The organism is Streptomyces sp. BBFR25 (assembly GCF_044590125.1).
GTDB lineage: Bacteria > Actinomycetota > Actinomycetes > Streptomycetales > Streptomycetaceae > Streptomyces > Streptomyces canus_D.
Genome location: NZ_CP172447.1, coordinates 5,277,071 through 5,298,276, shown reverse-complemented (window position 1 = coordinate 5,298,276; position 21,206 = coordinate 5,277,071). Strand labels below are relative to the sequence as shown.

Genomic DNA, 21,206 nt, shown 5'->3' with positions numbered 1-21,206 from the left:
GGACATGGAAGAGCTGGTCATCAGGGACGCCGACGTCGTGGACGGCTCCGGCGCCGACTCCTACCGCGCCGACGTCGTGGTCGACGGCGGCCGGATCGTCTCGATCGTCAAGGAGGCGGCGGCCGCCGGCTGCCAGCGCCCCGAGGCACGCCGCGAGCTGGACGCCGAGGGTCTGGTCCTCTCCCCCGGCTTCATCGACATGCACGCCCACAGCGACCTGGCGCTGCTGCGGGACCCCGACCACAGCGCCAAGGCCGCGCAGGGCGTCACCCTGGAGGTCATCGGCCAGGACGGGCTGTCGTACGCGCCGGTCGACGACCGCACCCTCGGCGAGGTGCGCCGCGCGATCGCCGGGTGGAACGGCGCGGGCGACGACGTCGACTTCGACTGGCGGACGGTCGGCGAGTACCTGGACCGGCTGGACGGGGGCATCGCGGTCAACGCGGCCTACCTGATCCCGCAGGGCACGGTGCGCGCCCTCGCCGTCGGCTGGGACGACCGGGAGGCGACCGAGGCGGAGCTGGAGCACATGCGGCGCCTGGTCGCCGAGGGCATGGAGCAGGGCGCGGTCGGCATGTCGTCGGGGCTGACGTACACGCCCGGCATGTACGCCAAGGACGCCGAGCTGACCGAGCTGTGCCGGGTGGTGGCCTCGTACGGCGGCTACTACTGCCCGCACCACCGCTCGTACGGGGCCGGGGCGCTCCAGGCGTACGAGGAGATGGTGGAGCTGACCCGGGAGGCGGACTGCCCGCTGCACCTGGCGCACGCCACCATGAACTTCGGCGTGAACAAGGGCAAGGCGCCCGAGCTGCTGACCCTGCTCGACGACGCGCTGGCCGGCGGGGCCGACATCACCCTCGACACGTACCCCTACACCCCCGGCTGCACCACCCTGGTGGCCATGCTGCCGAGCTGGGCGAGCGAGGGCGGCCCGGAGCAGATCATGAAGCGGCTGTCGGACGACGACACCGCCGAACGCATCCGCCACCACATCGAGGAGATCGGCTCCGACGGCTGCCACGGCGTGCCCATGGAGTGGGACACGATCGAGATCTCCGGCACGGGCGACCCGGCACTCGGCGAGTACGTCGGCCGTACGGTCATGGAGTCGGCGCGGCTGCGCGGCGAGACCCCGTGGACGACCGCCCGCCGCCTCCTGCTGACCGACCGGCTGGCCCCGACCATCCTCCAGCACGTCGGCCACGAGGAGAACGTGCGCGCGATCATGCGGCACCGGGTCCACACCGGCGGCTCGGACGGCATCCTCCAGGGCGCCAAGCCGCACCCGCGCGCCTACGGCACCTTCCCGCACTACCTGGGGCACTACGTGCGCGAGCTGGGCGTGCTCTCGCTCCAGGAGTGCGTCGCGCACCTCACCTCCCGCGCCGCGGCCCGGCTGCGGCTGCCGGACCGGGGACTGGTGCGCGAGGGGTACCGGGCCGACCTGGTGCTGTTCGACCCGGCGACGGTCGCGGCGGGCAGCACCTTCGAGGACCCGCGGGTGCTGCCGACGGGCATCCCGTACGTGCTGGTCGACGGGCAGTTCGTGATGGAGGACGGGCGGCGCACGGACGTGCTGGCGGGGCGCTCGGTGCGGCGCACCCCGCACGGGGCCGCGCGGTGACCCGAGCCTGCGCGCGTGACGAAACCCACCCAAACCGCACGTCTCAAGTGGCGGATAACACGACCCATGGAACGTAACCGGGTCGTAAGCTCACGGACATGCAGGTGATCCAGTCGACCAAGCTCGCCAACGTCTGTTACGAGATCCGGGGCCCGGTGCTCGAGGAGGCGATGCGGCTGGAGGCGGCCGGGCACCGCATCCTGAAGCTGAACACCGGCAACCCGGCCGCCTTCGGCTTCGAGTGCCCGCCGGAGATCCTGGAGGACATCCTCCGCAACGTCTCCGCGGCGCACGGCTACGGCGACGCGAAGGGGCTGCTGGCGGCGCGCCGGGCGGTCGTCATGCACAACCAGACCCTCGGCATCGAGACGGACGTCGAGCACGTCTTCATCGGCAACGGCGTCTCCGAGCTGATCGTGATGGCGATGCAGGGCCTGCTGGACGACGGTGACGAGGTGCTCGTCCCGGCCCCGGACTACCCGCTGTGGACGGCCGCCGTCTCGCTGTCCGGGGGCACGGCGGTGCACTACCGCTGCGACGAGCAGTCCGACTGGATGCCCGACCTCGCGGACGTCGAGCGGAAGATCACCGACCGCACCAAGGCGCTCGTGATCATCAACCCGAACAACCCGACGGGCGCGGTCTACGACGAGGCGATGGTGCGCGCGCTGACCGACATCGCCCGCCGCCACAACCTCCTGGTCTGCTCCGACGAGATCTACGACAAGATCCTGTACGACGAGGCCACGCACACCCCGACCGCCGCGGTCGCCCCGGACCTGCTCACCCTCACCTTCAACGGCATGTCGAAGGCGTACCGGGTGGCCGGCTACCGGGTCGGCTGGATGTCGATCTCCGGGCCGCGCGCGCACGCCGAGTCCTACATCGAGGGTCTGACGGTCCTGGCGAACATGCGGCTGTGCGCCAACATGCCGGGGCAGCACGGCGTGGTCGCGGCGCTCAGCGGGCGGCAGACCATCAACGAGCTGGTGCTGCCGGGCGGGCGGCTGCGCGAGCAGCGGGACGCCGCCCACGAGGCGCTGACCAGCATTCCCGGTGTGACCTGCGTGAAGCCGAAGGGCGCGCTGTATCTCTTCCCGCGGCTCGACCCCAAGGCCTTCAAGATCAAGGACGACCGGCGGATGGTCCTGGACCTGCTGCGCCAGGAGAAGATCATGGTCGTCCAGGGCACCGGCTTCAACTGGCCCGAGCCCGATCACTTCCGGGTGGTGACCCTGCCGACGGCCGCGGACCTGCGCGAGGCGGTGGGCCGGATCGGGAACTTCCTGGACGGGTACGGCCAGCCCTGAGCCGGGGACGTCCCGGGCTTCTCCCGAACCCCGTCAACTTTAGATTGAATCCAATGTAGGATGGTTTCCTGAACCATTCAGGAGGCCATCCCATGTACGAGCCGATCCGCAGCAAGTCGGTCCACAGCACGATGGCCGGCAGTACCACGGACTTCCCCCACCGGTCCCGGGACGAGGAGCTGGACATCCAGCTCGCGGGCCATCTCGCGGCCCTGCTCGCCGTCACGGACGAGCTGCGCGCGCTGGCGCCCGACACCGGCCTGGACGCCGCCGCCGACCGGCTCACCGAGCAGGTGACCCGGCTGCGGGGAGGTCAGGCGCCGGCCCGCCTCCAGGTGGCCGCCACCCGCCCCCAGCCGCGTCCGGCGGCCCTGCACCGGCGGGCGCACACCCTGGCGGCCCGTGCCCTGGTGGTCGCGGCCTCCCGCGCCGACACGGCGGCCGCCATCCTGGCCGCCGAGCGCATGGACGCGCACTCCGCGGCCCTGGAGCCGCGCGAACTCGCGGCCGGCTGAGCCCTTCCGGGCCCCCGTACGGCCCCGGTCCGCGTGCACCCGCAGCGACGCGCGGACCGGGCGCCACACACCCCCGCCCTCGGGCGGTCGTCGCCGGAGCGGCCGGTTCCCGTTGCATACCGGTATGACGCGGTCACCTCCCGTTCACCGGGACCCGCCAGGAACGTCTGATTCCGGGAGCAGGCTCGCCGTGTGAGACGAATCGCTGGCATCGTCCTCGCGGTCCTGCTGATCGGTGGCGTGGTGGCCGCCGTCGTCGCGGGCCGGGACAACGAGGAGACAAGCGCGGCAACGAAGACCGTGCGCATGGTCATCGGGTCGGAGAAGGCGCAGTTCTTCGCCGACCCCGAAGTGGTGAAAACCCTCGCCGCCAAGGGCTACACCGTGCGGGCCGAGACCTCCGGGTCCTGGGCCATGGAGGAACTGGACCTCAAGGGCTACGACCTCGCCTTTCCGTCCAGTCAGGCCCCGGCCGACGAACTGGCCGACAAGTACGGCGTACGCCAGCCGCTGCCCCGGCCCTTCTACTCGCCGCTCGTCGTGGTGACCCACCGCTCCACCGCGGCGGTCCTCGCGGCGAACGGGCTCGTGACGCTGGAGCGCAGCCGGGGCGGCACCCTCAGGATGGACGCCTACCTCGACGCGGCCCGCGCGGGCCGCACCTGGCAGCAGCTCAAGGGCGCCGAGAAGCACACCGAGCTGACCGGGACCCTGTACGTGGCGACCACCGACCCGCGGACCTCGAACTCCGGCGCGCTCTACCTGGCCGCCGCCTCCTACGTCGCCAACGGCGGCCGTGTGGTGACGAACGACGCCGACCTGGACCGCACGGCGCCCCTGCTGCGCAAGCTGGTCCAGGTGCAGGGCGCCCAGAAGTCCAGCTCGGACGCCACGTTCCGGGACTTCACCAGCGGCGTCGGCGAACCGCTGGTGCTGGCGTACGAGTCACAGGTCGCGGCGCTGCTCGGGGAGGGCGGGGACGCCGTCTCGGACCTGGTCGTCCTGTACCCGGACACCACCGCCACCAGCGACCACACCGTCGTACCGCTCACCGACACCGGCCGGGAACTCGGCGAACTCCTCTCGGCCGATCCGGGGCTGCGGCAGCTGGCCGTCCGGCACGGGTTCCGGCCGCAGGGCGCGTCCGCCGAGTTCACCCGGGCCACCGAGGCGCACACCGCCTACCTCAACCAGCGGCTGACCGGCGTCCGGCAGGCGCCGGTGCCCACGTCCGAGGTCCTGCGCAAGATGGCCGTCGGGGCACGCGGATGACGGCGGACGACCACCGGCGGACACGACCGGACCGGCAGCGGAACACCAGCGGACCACAGGGGGATTCGGCCACGTGACCGGCACCGACCACGACTTCACGCTCACCCTCACCCCGCCCGAGCCCGTCGCCCCCGTACCGCGGGAGCGGGCCGGCGGCCTCGTGCCCCTCGACGAGGCGACCCGCGCCGACATGGCCCGCAAGGCCGCCGCCTACGTGGACGGACTCGCCGCGCTCGACGCCCGCTCGCCCGAGTTCGCCGGCAAGGTCGGCGAGATCACCGGCCTCGGCGCCGCCGAGATGCGCACCGCCGCGGCGCAGTCCAACCGCATGCTGGAACGCACGGTGCGCAGCCTGCCCGACAAGGGCGGCGACGCCCAGGCCCGGGTGGCGGGCTCCCTGGTGGAGCTGCGGCGCGTGGTGGAGGACCTGGACCCGCGCGACCTGCCCGCCTCCAGGGGCCGCAAGCTCCTGTCGCGGCTGCCCGGCGGCAACCGGCTGCGCGACCACGTCGCCAAGTACGCCTCCGTCCAGGGCACCCTGAACCGGATCGTCGGCGCGCTGCGCGGCGGGCAGGACGAACTGCGGCGCGACAACGCGGCGTTGCAGACCGAACGGGTCCGCCTGTGGGAGACCATGGGCAAACTCCAGGAGTACGTCGTGCTCACCGAGGCGCTCGACACGGCCGTGCAGGAGCACGTCGCGGGTGTCGAACCGGGCGACCCGCAGGCCGCCGACGCCCTGCGCGCGGACGTCCTCTTCCCGGTCCGGCAGAAACACCAGGACCTGCTCACCCAGCTCGCGGTGTGCGCCCAGGGCTACCTCGCGATGGACGTCGTACGCCGCAACAACGAGGAGCTGGTCAAGGGCGTCGACCGGGCCGCCACGACCACCGTGTCGGCGCTGCGGATCTCCGTGATGCTGGCCACCGCGCTGGACCACCAGAAGAAGGTCGTCGAGCAGGTGGACGCGTTGCGCGGGACGACGGAGGACCTGATCCGGGGCAACGCGGAGATGCTCGCCACCCAGACCGGCGACATCCAGCGCATCGCCGCCGACCCCGCGGTGGGCGCTCAGACCCTGCGCGCCGCCTTCCAGCAGATCTACCGCACCCTCGACACCATCGACACCTACAAGGCCGAGGCCACCGAGGCGATGGCGGCGACCGTGGAGTCCCTGACCGGTGAACTCCGGCACGCGAACGCGTACCTGGAGCGCAGCCGTTCGCGGGGCGCCCTGGACACCTCCCGGGACGGGGGCCCCGTATGAGACGCGGCCGTCGCACGAGGGGCGCCCTCGCCGGCTGCCTCACCGCGCTCGCCCTCCTCACCGCCTGCACCACGCACGGGGACGGGGACGGGACGGACGGGGCGCCGACCCCCGGGGTGCCGGGCACCGCCGAGCCGGGCACCCTGCGCGTGCTCGCCTCCAGCGAACTGAGCGACATGAAGCCGGTGCTCGACCGGGTCCGCGAGGACACCGGCCTCACCGTCCGGCTCACCCCGATCGGCACCCTCGACGCCGTGGACATGCTGGCGAAGGGCACCGCGGACGGGCGGTACGACGCCGTGTGGCTGTCCTCCAACGACTCGCTGCGGCTGCGTCCCGAGGCGGCCGGGCGGATCGTCTCCGAGACACCGGTGATGGCCAGCCCCGTCGCCGTCGGCGTCAAGGACGCCACCGTCCGGCGGCTGGGCTGGAAGCCCGGGTCGGTCACCTGGTCCCAGGTCGAGCAGGCCGTCGCGGACGGGAAGCTCACCTACGGCATGACCGACCCGGCTCGCTCCAACTCCGGCTTCGCCACCCTCGTCTCGGTCGCCTCCGCGCTCTCCGGCGCCCAGTCCGCGCTCACCGACGCGGACGTGGCGAAGGCGACGCCCAGGCTGCGGGAGTTCTTCACCGGGCAGCAGCTGACCTCGGGCTCCTCGGGCTGGCTGGCGGCGGCGTACGAGCGGCGCGGGAACGTGGACGCGCTGCTGAACTACGAGTCCGTCCTCATGGGCATCCCGGGCCTCACCGTGATCCGTCCCACCGACGGCGTCCTCACCGCCGACTACCCGCTCTCCACCCTCGCCTCGACCGACGACGCGACCCGGGGCGACGTCCGCCGCCTCGCCGAGGCGCTGCGCACACCGGAGGTCCAGCGGGAGATCACCCGCACCACGCACCGCCGCCCGGTGCTCACCTCCGTGCCGCCCGCGGCGGGGCTGGACACGAGCCGGCGGCGCGAGCTGCCCTCCCCGGGCTCGCGCTCCGTCGCCGACGGCCTGCTCGACGCGTACGAGAACGAGCTGCGCCGCCCGTCCCGGACGGTGTACGTGCTCGACACCTCCGGCTCCATGGCGGGCGAGCGGCTGACCCGGCTGAAGACCGCGCTCACCGCCCTCACCGGCGACTTCCGCGAGCGCGAGGAGGTGACGCTGATGCCGTTCGGATCGGACGTGAAGCAGGTGGCGACCCACGTGGTGGACCCCGCCGACCCCGGCTCGGGTCTGGAGGGCATCCGCCGGGACACCGCGCGCCTGACCGCCGAGGGCGACACCGCGGTCTACACCTCGCTGGAGAAGGCGTACGACCATCTCGGCGGCGGACGGGACGCGTTCACGTCGATCGTGCTGATGACGGACGGCGAGAACACCACCGGCACCGACGCGGCCGGCTTCGACCGCTTCTACGGCTCGCTGGGCGAGGAGCGGCGGGAGATCCCGGTCTTCCCCATCCTGTTCGGCGACTCCGACCGCGCGGAGCTGACGCACATCGCCGAACTCACCGGCGGCCGGCTCTTCGACGCGCGAAAGGGGTCGCTGGACGGCGCCTTCGAGGAGATCCGTGGCTACCAATAGGCTCGTCGGCTACCTGGAGTCCCGCAAGAACCTGACCGGCAGCGCCTGCGGGCTGGCGGGCGTGGTGCTGACCTTCACGGGCGCGGCGGGACCGTACTGGCCGGTGGTCGTCGCGGGACTGTACGGCGCCGGGGCGCTGCTCGCCCCGCCGGAGCGGCCCGCACCGCCCGACTTCCCGGACCCGTCGGCCCAGCTGGAGGAGGTGCGCGGCGACTTCGGGCGGCTGCGCGACTACCTGGCGGACGTGGAACTGCCGCCGGCCGCCGAGGAGCGGCTGGCCGAGCTGACCGGGCTGCTGGCCGCGCTGCTGGAACCCGGCTGGGTCGCCGAGGTGCTGGCGGCCGACCCGGACGGGCTGCACGCGGTGTCGCGGGCGGTGCGGCAGGACGTGCCGGAGGCGGTCGACGCGTATGTGCGCACCCGCTGGTGGACGCGGCTGACGCCGGGGCAGGAACCGCCGGAGCGGCATCTGGAGCGGCAGGTGGCGCTGCTGCGGGAGGAGGCGGAGCGGCTGACGGACCGGCTGCGGGACGCCGAGGCCCGGCGTCAGGAGTCGCACACGCGGTACCTGGAGGACCGCTCGGAGCGCTGAGCGCCGTACCGGCCGCGAGGCCGGGGGTGGGACGTCCGGAGCGGGCCAGGACGTGCCGAAGGGCCGGGTCCGTCGCACGCCGTTGTGCGGGGACCCGGCCCGAGCGGGGCTTCTCCGCGCTCCGGGATGCGAGCTACTGGAGCGCGGGGAGACCCCCTCGTGACCGGCCTTCGTGACGACTTCGCGGGTCAGGGCTAGTCGGACCGGCCACGGAGCTGGGTGGGGACGGTGCTCAGCCCAGGCGCTCCACCAGCGCCCGGTACTGGTCCCACAGCTCGGCGGGCGTGTGGTCGCCGAAGGTGTTCAGGTGCTCGGGGACGAGCGCCGCCTCCTCGCGCCAGACCTCCTTGTCGACGCTGAGCAGGAACTCCAGGTCGGAGTCGGCGAGGTCGAGGCCGTCGGTGTCGAGGGACTCCTTGGTCGGCAGCACGCCGATCGGGGTCTCCACGCCGTCGGCCCTGCCCTCCAGGCGCTCCACGATCCACTTCAGGACGCGGCCGTTCTCACCGAAGCCCGGCCAGACGAACCTGCCCTCGTCGTCCTTGCGGAACCAGTTGACGTAGTAGATCTTCGGCAGCTTGGACTGGTCCTTGTCCTTGGCCACGTCGACCCAGTGCCCCATGTAGTCGCCCATGTTGTAGCCGCAGAACGGCAGCATGGCGAAGGGGTCGCGGCGCAGCTCGCCGACCTTGCCCTCGGCGGCGGCGGTCTTCTCGGAGGCCACGTTGGCGCCGAGGAAGACACCGTGGTTCCAGTCGAAGGACTCGGTGACCAGCGGTACGGCGGTGGCGCGGCGCCCGCCGAAGAGGATCGCCGAGATCGGCACGCCCCTGGGGTCCTCCCACTCCGGCGCGATGATCGGGCACTGCGCGGCGGGGGTGGTGAAGCGGGCGTTGGGGTGCGCGGCGGGCGTGCCGGACTCGGGCGTCCAGTCGTTGCCCTTCCAGTCCGTCAGGTGGGCGGGCGTCTCCTCGGTCATGCCCTCCCACCACACGTCGTTGTCGTCGGTGAGGGCGACGTTGGTGAAGACGGAGTTGCCCCACAGGGTCTTCATGGCGTTGGCGTTGGTGTGCTCGCCGGTGCCGGGCGCGACGCCGAAGAAGCCGGCCTCGGGGTTGATGGCGTACAGGCGGCCGTCCTCGCCGAAGCGCATCCAGGCGATGTCGTCGCCGATGGTCTCCACGGTCCAGCCGGAGATCGTGGGCTCCAGCATGGCGAGGTTGGTCTTGCCGCAGGCCGACGGGAAGGCGGCGGCGACGTACTTGGGCGCACCGGTGGGCGGGGTCAGCTTCAGCACCAGCATGTGCTCGGCGAGCCAGCCCTCGTCGCGGGCCATGACGGAGGCGATGCGCAGGGCGTAGCACTTCTTGCCGAGCAGGGCGTTGCCGCCGTAGCCGGAGCCGTAGGACCAGATCTCGCGGTCCTCGGGGAAGTGCGAGATGTACTTGGTGCTGTTGCACGGCCACGGGACGTCCGCCTCGCCCTCGGCGAGGGGGGCGCCGAGGGTGTGCACGGCCTTCACGAAGAAGCCGTCGTCGCCCAGTTCGTCCAGGACCGGCTGTCCCATGCGGGTCATGGTGCGCATGGAGACGGCCACGTACGCGGAGTCGGTGATCTCGACGCCGAGCGCGGAGAGCGGGGAGCCGAGGGGGCCCATGCAGAAGGGCACGACGTACATGGTCCGGCCGCGCATGGAGCCGCGGAACAGGCCGCCCTCGCCGCCCGTGCCCCGGAAGATCTCCCGCATCTCGGCGGGGTCCTTCCAGTGGTTGGTCGGGCCGGCGTCCTCCTCCTTGGCGGAGCAGATGAAGGTCCGGTCCTCGACGCGGGCGACGTCGGAGGGGTCGGAGGCCGCGTAGTACGAGTTGGGGCGCTTGATCGGGTCCAGTTTGCGGAAGGTGCCCTTCTCGACGAGCTCCCCGCACAGTCGCTCGTACTCGGCCTCGGATCCGTCACACCAGACCACTGCGTCCGGCTGGGTCAGTTCGGCGATCTCGTTCACCCACGAGATCAGTTCCTGGTGGTGGGTGGGGACGGAGGGAGCCGCGATGTCGCGCGCCACGATTGCTCCTAAATGAGGGGTTTTTTGTTGGAGGCCCCGTGGGGGCTGCGACCCGGATGCGTGACGTTGACCTCGTGGGCGCTCATCCGGTGTCGACCGCACTCATTTGATCATCCGACGCGAGCGCCCATCTGTCCAGAGGGCGTCACACTTGAGCGGCGTGAGGATCGCCACGTGTCCGAACCGCGGGTGCGGCGCCCACTTCCCCGTGAGACGATGGCCACTTGCATCGCGGCATACGCCCGTACTGATGCGTAACTTACGGGACCGTAGGTACGATGCGGCCATGACTGCGTCCGTCCCCGACGCGCCCAGGGACCTGCCGGCCGACGGCCACGGGCCCGTGGCGCTCTCCCTCCCGCATCCGGTCAAGCCGAAGTTGCGCGGTTGGCTGCACCTCGGCATGTTCCCCGCCGTCCTGGTCGCCGGTCTGGTGCTCACCGCCCTCGCCGAGTCGTCCGAGGCCCGCATAGCCTGCGGTGTCTACGTCCTCACGGCCTGCCTGCTGTTCGGCGTCAGCGCGCTCTACCACCGGGGCAACTGGAGCCCGCGCATGGACGGCGTACTGCGCCGCCTCGACCACGCCAACATCTTCCTGATCATCGCGGGCACCTACACGCCGCTCACCATGCTGCTGCTGCCCGGCGCCAAGGGCGAGTGGCTGCTGTGGGGCATCTGGGCGGCCGCCGCGGCCGGGATCCTCTTCCGCGTCTTCTGGGTCGGCGCCCCGCGCTGGCTCTACACCCCCTGCTACCTCGCCATGGGCTGGGCGGCCGTCTTCTACCTGCCCGAGTTCATGCGGGCCGGCGGCGTCGCCGTCCTCGTGCTGGTGATCGTCGGCGGTCTGCTCTACAGCGCGGGCGGCGTGATCTACGGCCTCAAGCGCCCCAACCCGTCACCCCGCTGGTTCGGCTTCCACGAGGTCTTCCACTCCTTCACGCTGGCCGCCTTCATCGCGCACTACGTGGGGATCTCGCTGGTCGCGTACTAGCGGCCGCGAAGTCGCCGCGCCCGCGCCGCGTGGCCGACAATGAGCTGTATGACCGCCGCACGTTCCGCCCACTCCCCCGCCGCGGTGCCGCGGCCGGGTCTGCGGGAGCGGAAGAAGACCAAGACCCGTGAGGCGATCCGCGCCGCGACCTACGCGCTGGTCCGGCAGCAGGGTTACGAGGCCACGACGGTCGAGCGGATCGCCGAGCGCGCCGAGGTGTCGCCGTCGACCGTGCTGCGCTACTTCCCGACCAAGGAGGACATCGTCCTCACGGACGAGTACGACCCGGTCATGGCCGCGGAACTCGCCGCCCGGCCCGCGGACGAGCCGTGGTCGGCCTCCCTGCGGCACGTCCTGCGCAAGGCGCTCGACCTCGGCGCCGGTGAGGAGGCCGAGCTGACCCGGCTGCGGACGCGGCTGCTGGCCGAGGTGCCCGCGGTGCGCTCGCGCATGCTGGAGAACATGTCGGCCACCGGCCGGGTGCTCGCCCGCGCCATCGCCGGGCGCACCGGCCTCGACCCGGACGGCCTCGAGGTCAGGATCGTGTCGATGTCCCTGGTCGGCGGCCTGATGGAGGTCTCGCGGTACTGGGCCGAACACGACCACGAGGAGAACCTGGCCGAGCTGGTCGACCGCGCCCTCGACGCCCTGGAGAACGGGCTGCCCGCCCTCCGCGAAGACCGCCGGGAAGGGCGCCGAAAAGACGGCGGCCCGGACCCGGACCCCGTGGCATTCTGACCGGGTGAACGGTCCCGAGATCCGCGTCGAGTTCGCCCCCGAACTGCACCTGTTCGTCCCGCGCGCCCGTCCCACCGGCGCCGCCCGCGCGGCCACCGACGGCGTCTCCACCCTCGGCCACCTCGTCGAGTCCCTCGGCGTGCCGCTGACCGAGGTCGGCACCCTGCTCGTCGACGGCCGCGAGGTGGCGCCCGGACACATCCCGGCGGGCGGCGAGTCGGTGCGCGTAGGGCCCGTCCAGCACCCCCAGCGGGTCCCCGGCGCTCCCCTGCGGTTCCTGCTCGACGTGCACCTCGGCACCCTCGCCCGCAGGCTGCGGCTGCTCGGCGTGGACACGGCGTACGAGTCGACCGACCTCGGCGACCCGGCGCTCGCCGCGCTGTCCGCGGCCGAGAAGCGGGTCCTGCTCAGCCGCGACCGCGGACTGCTGCGCCGCCGCGAGCTGTGGGCCGGCGCCTACGTCTACAGCACCCGCCCCGACGAGCAGCTCCAGGAGGTCCTGGACCGCTTCCGGCCCGCTCTGCACCCCTGGACGCGGTGCACCGCCTGCAACGGGCGGCTGCGGACGGCCACCAAGGAAGAGGTGGCGGAGCAGCTCAAGGGCGGCACCCAGCGCTCCTACGACGTCTTCGCCCAGTGCACCGCGTGCGGCCGCGCGTACTGGCGGGGCGCACACCACGAGCAGCTGGAGGCGATCGTGGAACGCGCCGTGAGCAGGAGTACTCAGGGCGGTTGAGCAGTTCGGCCGATCACCGGCGGCCGGGCCGCACGGTGTGATGGTCGGCATGACCACCGCGCCCCGATCCCCCTCCGCGCAGCCCACCCACGCGCAGCTCACCGCCCGCGCCCTGACCACCGGCGCCGTGGCCGGACTCGTCCTGCTCCTGCCGACCGTCGTCCTCGCGTGGATCGTCGTGCTCGCCTCCGAGCGCGGCGGCCGCTGCCTGACGTACGGCGAGCAGTGCTCGGGCGTTCCCGGCGGGGCCCTGTGGGCGTGCTTCTGGGCCTCGGCCGCCCTGGGTGCCGTGGCGCTGGCCCGGCCCCGCACCCGGTGGGTGCCCGCCAGGTGCGGGGCCGTGGTCCTGCAGTGGGGCACGCAGCTCACGCTGGGCGTGCTGGTCCTCGCCGGCGCCTGACGCCCCCCTGCGGGCCGGACCGGTCCGCGCCGTCTCAGCCGGTCGGGGCGGCGCCCAGTGCGGCGCGCAGCCGCTCCGGGTCGGTGGTCGGGGCGTCGCAGGTGAAGTTGCGGCAGACGTACGCGGCCGGGGCGCCGCCCACCAGTGGCCGGTCGGCGAGCAGCGGGAACTCGTCGCTGCCCTCGGTGCCGAAGGCGACGACCGCTCCCGGCGCCGTACCGAGCAGCGCCGTGCGGTGCAGCCCGCGCGCCGCGGCGTCGGCCGGGCCCGCCGCGACGACGGCGACCTCGCGCGGGCCGTCGAGCAGCGCCTCGGCGGCCGCCAGACCCCAGCCGATGAAGCGCGGGACGCGCGGGCCGAGCGCCTTCACCACGCCGAGGGCGCGCTCGGCGGCGGTGCGGTGGGGTGCGGAGCCGGTGTGGGCGGCGTACGACAGCAGGGCGCCCGCGGCGGCGCTCCAGCCGGACGGGGTGGCGTTGTCGGTGGGGTCCTGCGGGCGGCGGATCAGCTGCTCGGCGTCGGCCGCGGTGTCGTACAGCGAGCCGGACTCGTCCGTGAAGCGGGTGAGGACGTGGTCGAGCAGGAACCCGGCGAAGTCCAGCCAGACGCCCTCCCCGGTGACCGACGCCAGCGCGAGGAAGCCCTCGGCGACGTCGGCGTAGTCCTCCAGCACCCCGGCGTTGGCACCGGCCCGGCCGTCCTTGCTGGTGCGGGTGAGCCGGACCTGCTCGTCGAGGTGCAGGCGCACCAGGAGGTCGGCGGCGGCGACGGCGGCCTCGACCAGGTCGGGGCGCTCGAAGTAGGCGCCGGTCTCGGCGAGTGCGGCGATCGCCAGGCCGTTCCAGGCGGCGACCACCTTGTCGTCCCGGCCCGGTGCGGGACGCCCGTCCCGGGCGGCGAGCAGCCGCTCCCGGATCGACGCGATCCGCGCGGCGTCGAAGACGCCCTCCTGCTGCGGAAGTTGGAGCACGGAGGCGCCGTGCTCGAAGGTGCCCTCCTGGGTCACGCCGAAGTACTGCGCGGCCAGTTCCGCGTCCTCGGCACCGAGGATCTCGGCGAGCTGGGCGGGCGTCCACACGTAGTAGGCGCCCTCGACGTGCTTCCCGGTGCTGTCGTCGCTGTCCGCGTCCAGCGCGGAGGCGAACCCGCCCTCGGCGGTGCGCAGTTCCCGCACCATGAAGTCGGCGGTCTCCAGCGCGACCCGGCGGGCCAGGTCCGAGCCGGTGGACCGCCACAGGTGGGCGTACACGCGGCACAGCAGGGCGTTGTCGTACAGCATCTTCTCGAAGTGCGGCACGACCCACTCGCGGTCCACGGAGTAGCGGGCGAAGCCGCCGCCCAGCTGGTCGTAGATCCCGCCGCGGGCCATCCGCTCACAGGTGTCCCGCGCCATCTGGAGCGCGCCCTCGGCGCCGGTGCGGGCGTGGTGGCGCAGCAGGAACTCGATCACCATGGACGGCGGGAACTTCGGCGCCCCGCCGAACCCGCCGCGCTGCGCGTCGTACTCCCGGGTGAGTCCGAGCAGCGCCTGCCCGAGCTGCTCCTCACCGGGTGCCTGCGCGTCGCCGTAGGAGATCTCCCGCCCGGCGAGGTCCCGGACGATCTTCCCGGCGACCTCGTCGACCTCGTCGCGCCGTTCGGCCCACGCCTGCTGGACGCCCTGGAGCACCTGGCGGAAGGAGGGCATGCCGTGCCGGGGCTCGGGCGGGAAGTAGGTGCCGAAGTAGAACGGCTCCGCGTCCGGCGTGAGGAACACGGTCATGGGCCAGCCGCCCTGCCCGGTCGCCGCCTGCACGGCCTCCATGTAGACGGCGTCGATGTCGGGGCGCTCCTCGCGGTCGACCTTGACGCTCACGAAGTGCGAGTTGAGGTACTCGGCGGTGGGCCCGTCCTCGAACGACTCGTGCGCCATGACGTGGCACCAGTGGCACGCGCTGTAGCCGACGCTCAACAGGACGGGGACGCCGCGCCGCCGGGCTTCTTCGAACGCCTCGGCCTCCCACGGCCACCAGTCGACCGGGTTCTCCGCGTGCTGGAGGAGGTAGGGGGACGTCGCCTGCGCAAGTCGGTTGGGCATGCCCCCCATCCTGACGCACGCGCCGCCGCCCCGCTCGGACGCCACGGGTGAGGGGCGTTCGGGCGGGGCGGCCGGAGCCTCGTGGGGGCTGCCGTTCAGTAGTCGACGCGGTCGGACTTGGCGAGCCAGGCGTCGAACGGCTGGGTGCGGTGGGGCAGGTCGAGGTACGCCACGGTCATGGGCCAGTTCGCCTGCGGCCGCTTCTCGAACAGGTCGTAGAACTTGCGGTCGTCGAAGCCGGCCACGGCGGCGTCGTGGCGGTCGGCGGAGTAGACGAGGCGGTCGACGCGGGCCCACAGCGCCGAGGAGAGGCACATCGGGCAGGGCTCGCAGGACGTGACGAGCGTGCACCCCTCCAGGCTGAAGGTGTCGAGCGCCTTGCAGGCGGCGCGGATGGCGCTGACCTCGGCGTGCGCGGTGGGGTCGAGACCGGCGGTGACCTGGTTGTTGCCGAGGGCGACGATCTCACCGCCCTTGGCGATCAGGGCACCGAAGGGGCCGCCGCCGTTGCGGACGCTGGTGGTCGCCAGCTCGATGGCCTTCTCCATCCAGGCGCGCTCGGACTCGCGGATGCCGGTCTCGATGGTGTCGGTGGTCGTCATGCGTGCTCCTTCTGGGGCGGGCAGGTGCGGGAGTACGGCGTGCGGGCCGGTGCGCTTCACGGGGGAGGAGGCGTAGGAGCAGTACACCGCCCGTCGGCGAGACCCGGCCAGGGGCCGAAAACATGAACTACGGACCGGCCGCGACCGACGCTTCGTAGATTCCCACAAGGGCGGGCGACCGCCCGAGAGGGGGTCAGTCCCCCTCGGCCTCGAAGGTGCGCAGCAGGTCGGCCGCGACGCTCACGGCGATGGTCGCGGGCTCCTTGCCGGTGATGTCGGCCAGCCCGATCGGGGTCTTGATCCGGTCGATGACGGCGTCGTCGTGGCCGCCCTCGGTGGCCAGGCGCTTACGGAACCGCGCCCACTTGGCCGCCGATCCGATCAGCCCGATGGAACCGAGGTGCCCGGTGCGCAGGGCGGCGTCGCACAGGGCGGCGTCCTCGGCGTGGTCGTGGGTCATGATCAGGACGTGGGTGCCGGGCGGCAGCTCGGCCAGCACCTCCTCCGGCAGCAGCGGCGTGTGGTGCGTGTGCACCTGCGCCACGGCGTCCGCCAGCACGTCGAGGCGCTCCTCGGCCAGGAGGTCGGCGCGGCTGTCGATCAGGTGGAGGTCGAGGTCCTGACGGGCCAGGATGCGCGCCAGTTCCAGTCCGACGTGCCCGACGCCGAAGACCGCCACCGCCCGGACCACCGGCAGGGGTTCGAGCAGCACCGCGACGGTGCCGCCGCAGCACTGCACGCCGTGCCGGTTGGTCACCTTGTCGTTCAGGGCGAAGTCGAGCATCTCCGGTGCCGGCTCGGCCGCGGCGATCATCTCCCGCGCCCGGTCCACGGCGACGGCCTCGACGTTGCCGCCGCCGATCGAGCCCCAGGTTCCGGTCCGCCCCACGACGAGTTTGGCTCCGGCGTCGCGCGGGGCGTGGCCGCGCACGGTCGCGACGGTCACCAGCACGCCGGGCTCCCGGCGTGCCCGCAACCGCGCGACCGCGGCGACCCAGGTCATGTCAGGCACCGCTCAGCGCTTCCACGCCGGTGCGGACCGCGCCGCCGTCGACGACCGCCGCCGCGTCGCGGACGCGGTCGTCCCCGGCGAGGCCGCTCCGCCGCGCCGACTCGACCGCCCAGTACACCGCCTCCGGCGTGGCGGGCGAGGCCAGTTCTACGGCGGTCCCCCGCGGCCCGAACGCGGCGGCCGCCTGCCGCAGCGCCTCGCGCACCGAGAACGCCAGCATCAGCGGGGGCTCGCCCACCGCCTTGGACCCGAAGACCGCGCCCTCCTCGGTGGCGTTCTCCAGCAGGGTGACGTTGAACTCCTCGGGCATCTCCGAGAAGCTCGGCAGCTTGTACGTGCTCGCCGCCTGGGTCAGCAGTCGGCCGCGGTTGGGGCCGTCACCGGTGTCCCAGCGCAGGTCCTCCAGCGTCAGCCAGCCCGCGCCCTGCACGAACCCGCCCTCGACCTGGCCGATGTCGATCATCGGGGACAGGCTGTCGCCGACGTCGTGCACGATGTCCACCCGCCGGATGCGGTAGGCGCCGGTGAAGCCGTCCACCTCCACCTCGGTCGCCGCGGCGCCGATCGCGAAGTACTTGAACGGGGAGCCTCGGAAACTCTTGGCGTCCCAGTGCAGCCCCTCGGTCCGGTAGTAACCGGCCGCCGAGAGCTGGACCCGCTGGAAGTACGCGGTGCGCACCAGGTCGTCCCAGGCCAGCTCCTGGTCGCTGCCCAGGGAACGCGCGACGCCCTCCACGATGCGCACGTCCGAGGCGTTCGACCCCAGCCGACTCGCCGCCACCTGGAGCAGCCGCTCGCGCAGCTGCTCACAGGCGTTCTTGACGGCCCCGCCGTTGAGGTCCGCGCCGGAACTGGCCGCGGTGGCAGAGGTGTTGGGCACCTTGTCGGTCCGGGTCGGAGCGAGGCGCACCTTGTGCAGGGGGATGCCCAGCGTGGTCGCGGCCACCTGGAGCATCTTGGTGTGCAGGCCCTGGCCCATCTCGGTGCCGCCGTGGTTGATCAGGACGGAGCCGTCCTTGTAGATCAGCACCAGCGCGCCGCCCTGGTTGAAGGCGGTGAGGTTGAACGAGATGCCGAACTTGACGCCGGTGATCGCGATGGCCCGCTTGGTGTGCGGGTGCGCGGCGTTGAAGGCGGCGATCTCGCGCTCGCGGTCGGCGATGTGGCCGTTGTCCAGTACCTGCCGCCAGACGGCGACGATCCGCTCGGGCTGCGTGACCGGCTGCCCGTACGGTGTCGTCTGGCCCTGGCCCGGGGTGTAGAAGTTGCGTTCCCGCAGCTCCCTGGGGTCCAGGCCGAGCCGCGGCGCGCAGCGGCCCAGGATGTCCTCGATGACCAGCATGCCCTGCGGTCCGCCGAAGCCCCGGAAGGCGGTGTTGGAGACCGTGTTGGTCTTGGCGATGCGCCCGGCGACACGGGCGTTGGGGATCCAGTAGGTGTTGTCGATGTGGCAGAGCGCCCGGGCGAGCACCGGCTCGGACAGGTCCAGACTCCAGCCGCCGTCCGCGGTCAGCGTGGCGTCGAGGGCCTGGATGCGGCCCTCGGCGTCGAAGCCGATCTTCCAGGTGGCGTGGAACCCGTGCCGCTTGCCGGACATGGTCAGGTCCTGGGTCCGGTTGAGCCGGAACCGCACCGGGCGGCCGGTCAGCTTGGCACCGAGCGCGGCGACGGCCGCGAACCCGTGCGGCTGCATCTCCTTGCCGCCGAAGCCGCCGCCCATCCGCAGGCACTGCACGGTGACCTCGTGGGAAGGCACACCGAGCACGTGGGAGACGATCTCCTGGGTCTCGGACGGGTGCTGGGTACTGCTCTGGATGAACACCTGCCCGTTCTCGTCGACCTGGGCCAGCGCCGCGTGCGTCTCCAGGTAGAAGTGCTCCTGGCCGGAGAACTGGAACTCGCCGGTGAACACGTGCGCGGAGTCGGCGAAGCCCGCGTCGACGTCGCCGTGCGTCATGACGGGCCGGGCGCCGTGGTAGCTGTCCGCCGCGATGGCGTCCTGGAGCGTGATGACCGAGGGCAGTTCGTCCAGCTCCACCTCCACGGCCGCCGCGCCGATCCTGGCCGCCTCCAGCGTCTCGCCGAGCACCCAGGCGACCGCGTGGCCGTGGAACATGACCTCGTCGGGGAAGAGCGGTTCGTCGTGCTTCATGCCGGCGTCGTTGACGCCGGGCACGTCGGCACCGGTGAGCACCCGCACCACGCCGGGCACCGCGAGGGCGGGGTCGGTGCGCAGGGCGGTGACCTTCCCGCGGGCCTTCATGACCTGGACGGGGTAGGCGTGCAGCACGTCCTTGGTGCGCTGGACCAGGTCGTCGGTGTACAGCGCGGTGCCGGTGACGTGCTGGACGGCACTCTCGTGCGGCATCGAGACGCCGACGACGGACTTCTCGGGACGCTCGGACAGATGGCTCATGACGGCACCGCCTCGGTGGTCTGTGCGTACAGCTTCAGCAGGCTCTGGCCGAGCATCGCGGAGCGGTAGTCGGCGCTGGCGCGGTGGTCGCTCATCGGCGTGCCCTCGCCCCGCAGCACCTCGGCCGCGGCCTCGGCGGTCTCGCTGGTCCACGGCCTGCCCTCCAGGGCGGCCTCGGTGGCGAGCGCGCGGACCGGGGTGGCGGCCACGCCGCCGAGTCCGATGCGCGCCTTGCGGACGGTGCCGCCCTCGACGTCGAGGGCGAAGGCGACCGCCACGCTGGAGATGTCGTCGAAGCGGCGCTTGGCGATCTTGTGGAAGGCCGTGACCGGAGACAGCGGCAGCGGGAGGCGCACCGCGCGGATCAGCTCGCCGGGGCGGCGCACGCTCTGCCGGTACCCGGTGAAGTAGTCGGCCAGCGGAACCTCGCGCTCCCCGTCGGCGTCGGCGAGCACCAGCGACGCCTCCAGCGCGAGCAGCACCGGCGGACTGTCGCCGATGGGCGAGCCGGTGCCCAGGTTGCCGCCGAGGGTGGCGCCGTTGCGGATCAGCCGGGAGGCGAACTGCGGGAACAGCTGCGCCAGCAGCGGAACGGTGCCGTCCAGGCGGCGTTCGATCTCGGTGAGCGTCAGCGCTGCCCCGATCTCGACGTGGTCGGACTCGACCCGCATTTCCCGCAGTTCGGGCAGCCGGTCGACGGCGACCACGCAGTCGGCCCGGCGGGAGCGGATGTTGACCTCGACGCCCCAGTCGGTGCTTCCGGCGACCACCACCGCGTCGGGGCGCTCGCGCAGCAGCCGCAGGGTCTCGGCCAGGGTGCTCCTGCGCAGGAAGGCGCTGTCGTCCTGGCGGTACTCGGTGGCGACCGGCGCGGGCGGGTCCTGCTCGCGGCGCCGGGCCAGCGGGTCCTCGTCGGTGGGCGCGCCGACGGCGAACGCGGCGTCGCGGATGGGCCGGTAGCCGGTGCAGCGGCACAGGTTGCCGCTGAGCGCGTGCAGGTCGAAGCCGTTCGGACCGTGCTCGGCGTCGGTACCGGCGGCGCCGTCGACGCCCTCGGCCGGGCCGGAGCCCTCGGCCGCGTCATCGCCCCGGCCCGGGTGCGCGCAGCGGTCGGGCCGGTAGTACTCGGCCGCCATGCTGCACACGAATCCCGGCGTGCAGTACCCGCACTGGGAACCGCCGCGGACCGCCATCTCCTCCTGCACCGGGTGCAGCACGGGCGGCGTGCCGGGTGCCTCGACGGTGGCGAGGCCCTCGGAGGTGACGACCTCCTGTCCGTCGAGCGCCGCGACCGGGACCAGGCAGGCGTTGACCGGCACCCAGTCGGTGGGCTTGTGCACGCCGGGGCGGGCCACCAGGACCGAGCAGGCGCCGCACTCACCCTCCGCGCAGCCCTCCTTGGTGCCGGTGAGGCCGCGCTCGCGCAGGAAGTCGAGCACCGTGGTGTGCGGAGCGGCCGGTGCGATCGGTGCTTCTTTTCCGTTGACCGTGATCCGTGCCGTCACCATGACAGACCTTCATTTCGACTCGGGACAGGTCGATTCGGGGCAGGTCGATTCATCATGTTCGCCAATTCCAGGCAGCTTTCTGATTCCGGACGCGCCGCGGGAGATGAGCGGCGCACATCGGCACGCGACAACGGCATGCCGTGAAGGGGGGAAAATGAGGGAAAACCCGAAAAGTGCCGCGCGGGGGCACAGGGGAACGGCGCGTCAGCAGCCGTGCGCGACCCGACCCGAAACCCACACCGTGCGGCGGGCGAGGCGGCTCAGGTCAGAGTTGGTGTACATCTGCCGGTCGCCTCCTGTCGGTAGTCATGGGTCTGCTTCCTTCGAAAATTAGTGGCTGCGGTCACAGGGGTCAAGAGGGGAATGCGTCGACTTTCCCCGCCGGGTCGAAATCCCCGGCCGGTGCGTACCACCTCTCCCCAGGGTCTCCTCGCAGCAGGACACTTGACTCACGCATAACCGGGGAAGGACCCGGGGATGGGCCGGGAGGGCCCCTGGGACGCCTGG

Annotated in this window: 17 protein-coding genes; 11 read left to right on the top strand and 6 right to left on the bottom strand. The window is 72.6% G+C overall.

What is annotated here, in order from left to right; all coding sequences use genetic code 11:
* The first annotated feature begins 4 nt into the window (after positions 1 to 4).
* The 7 genes from ACGH52_RS24345 to ACGH52_RS24315 all read left to right on the top strand — a co-directional run bounded on the left by ACGH52_RS24345 (position 5) and on the right by ACGH52_RS24315 (position 8,157).
* Entirely contained in the window at positions 5 to 1,627 is a 1,623-nt protein-coding gene (locus tag ACGH52_RS24345; RefSeq protein WP_399942302.1) for an amidohydrolase family protein, read from the top strand.
* A gap of 98 nt (positions 1,628 to 1,725) precedes the next feature.
* Positions 1,726 to 2,937 carry a pyridoxal phosphate-dependent aminotransferase gene (locus ACGH52_RS24340; RefSeq protein WP_399942299.1) on the top strand — a complete coding sequence of 404 codons (1,212 nt, stop codon included), beginning with the start codon at positions 1,726 to 1,728 and terminating at the stop codon, positions 2,935 to 2,937.
* 92 nt (positions 2,938 to 3,029) lie between these two features.
* The gene (locus ACGH52_RS24335) at positions 3,030 to 3,452 is read left to right on the top strand and encodes a hypothetical protein (protein ID WP_059300933.1); all 423 of its coding nucleotides are present in this window, start codon (positions 3,030 to 3,032) and stop codon (positions 3,450 to 3,452) included.
* 192 nt (positions 3,453 to 3,644) lie between these two features.
* Positions 3,645 to 4,724, top strand: a complete 1,080-nt coding sequence (locus ACGH52_RS24330; RefSeq protein WP_399942296.1) for a hypothetical protein — start codon at positions 3,645 to 3,647, stop codon at positions 4,722 to 4,724.
* 73 nt (positions 4,725 to 4,797) lie between these two features.
* A complete protein-coding gene (locus ACGH52_RS24325) occupies positions 4,798 to 5,991 on the top strand; it encodes a toxic anion resistance protein (RefSeq protein WP_210975885.1) in 1,194 nt (397 codons plus the stop codon).
* Positions 5,988 to 7,565, top strand: a complete 1,578-nt coding sequence (locus tag ACGH52_RS24320; protein ID WP_399942292.1) for a substrate-binding domain-containing protein — start codon at positions 5,988 to 5,990, stop codon at positions 7,563 to 7,565. Before ACGH52_RS24325 ends, ACGH52_RS24320 begins: the two co-directional genes overlap by 4 nt.
* Positions 7,552 to 8,157 carry a hypothetical protein gene (locus ACGH52_RS24315; protein WP_399942290.1) on the top strand — a complete coding sequence of 202 codons (606 nt, stop codon included), beginning with the start codon at positions 7,552 to 7,554 and terminating at the stop codon, positions 8,155 to 8,157. The genes ACGH52_RS24320 and ACGH52_RS24315 overlap by 14 nt, the downstream gene beginning before the upstream one ends.
* 232 nt (positions 8,158 to 8,389) lie before the next feature.
* Here the strand turns inward: ACGH52_RS24315 and ACGH52_RS24310 are convergent, their stop codons facing one another.
* Entirely contained in the window at positions 8,390 to 10,219 is a 1,830-nt protein-coding gene (locus ACGH52_RS24310; protein WP_399942287.1) for a phosphoenolpyruvate carboxykinase (GTP), read from the bottom strand.
* 286 nt (positions 10,220 to 10,505) lie between these two features.
* Between ACGH52_RS24310 and ACGH52_RS24305 the strand changes: the two genes are divergently transcribed.
* The 4 genes from ACGH52_RS24305 to ACGH52_RS24290 are packed head-to-tail and all read left to right on the top strand — an operon-like array spanning position 10,506 to position 13,084.
* The gene (locus ACGH52_RS24305; RefSeq protein WP_121704364.1) at positions 10,506 to 11,210 is read left to right on the top strand and encodes a hemolysin III family protein; all 705 of its coding nucleotides are present in this window, start codon (positions 10,506 to 10,508) and stop codon (positions 11,208 to 11,210) included.
* A 39-nt stretch (positions 11,211 to 11,249) separates the two neighbouring features.
* Complete coding sequence (locus tag ACGH52_RS24300) at positions 11,250 to 11,948, top strand: TetR/AcrR family transcriptional regulator (protein ID WP_059300939.1); 699 nt, start codon at positions 11,250 to 11,252, stop codon at positions 11,946 to 11,948.
* 4 nt (positions 11,949 to 11,952) lie between these two features.
* The gene (locus ACGH52_RS24295; protein WP_059300940.1) at positions 11,953 to 12,684 is read left to right on the top strand and encodes a Mut7-C RNAse domain-containing protein; all 732 of its coding nucleotides are present in this window, start codon (positions 11,953 to 11,955) and stop codon (positions 12,682 to 12,684) included.
* A 49-nt stretch (positions 12,685 to 12,733) separates the two neighbouring features.
* Entirely contained in the window at positions 12,734 to 13,084 is a 351-nt protein-coding gene (locus ACGH52_RS24290; RefSeq protein WP_399942283.1) for a hypothetical protein, read from the top strand.
* Positions 13,085 to 13,118: 34 nt separating this feature from the next.
* Here ACGH52_RS24290 and ACGH52_RS24285 read toward each other — a convergent pair whose 3' ends face one another.
* From ACGH52_RS24285 to ACGH52_RS24265, 5 genes are all read right to left on the bottom strand, one after another.
* On the bottom strand, positions 13,119 to 15,161 hold the full coding sequence (locus ACGH52_RS24285; protein ID WP_399942280.1) for a thioredoxin domain-containing protein: 2,043 nt from the start codon (positions 15,159 to 15,161) through the stop codon (positions 13,119 to 13,121).
* A 95-nt stretch (positions 15,162 to 15,256) separates the two neighbouring features.
* Positions 15,257 to 15,763: a nucleoside deaminase gene (locus ACGH52_RS24280; RefSeq protein WP_399942277.1), complete on the bottom strand. Its 507-nt coding sequence runs from the start codon at positions 15,761 to 15,763 to the stop codon at positions 15,257 to 15,259.
* A 193-nt stretch (positions 15,764 to 15,956) separates the two neighbouring features.
* On the bottom strand, positions 15,957 to 16,766 hold the full coding sequence (gene xdhC / locus ACGH52_RS24275) for a xanthine dehydrogenase accessory protein XdhC (protein WP_079033087.1): 810 nt from the start codon (positions 16,764 to 16,766) through the stop codon (positions 15,957 to 15,959).
* Between the two features lies 1 nt (position 16,767).
* Positions 16,768 to 19,191 (bottom strand): xanthine dehydrogenase molybdopterin binding subunit, encoded by a 2,424-nt coding sequence (gene xdhB / locus ACGH52_RS24270; protein WP_399942273.1) that lies wholly within the window; start codon positions 19,189 to 19,191, stop codon positions 16,768 to 16,770.
* A complete protein-coding gene (locus ACGH52_RS24265; protein ID WP_399942270.1) occupies positions 19,188 to 20,699 on the bottom strand; it encodes a xanthine dehydrogenase small subunit in 1,512 nt (503 codons plus the stop codon). Before ACGH52_RS24265 ends, xdhB begins: the two co-directional genes overlap by 4 nt.
* Positions 20,700 to 21,206 lie beyond the last annotated feature (507 nt).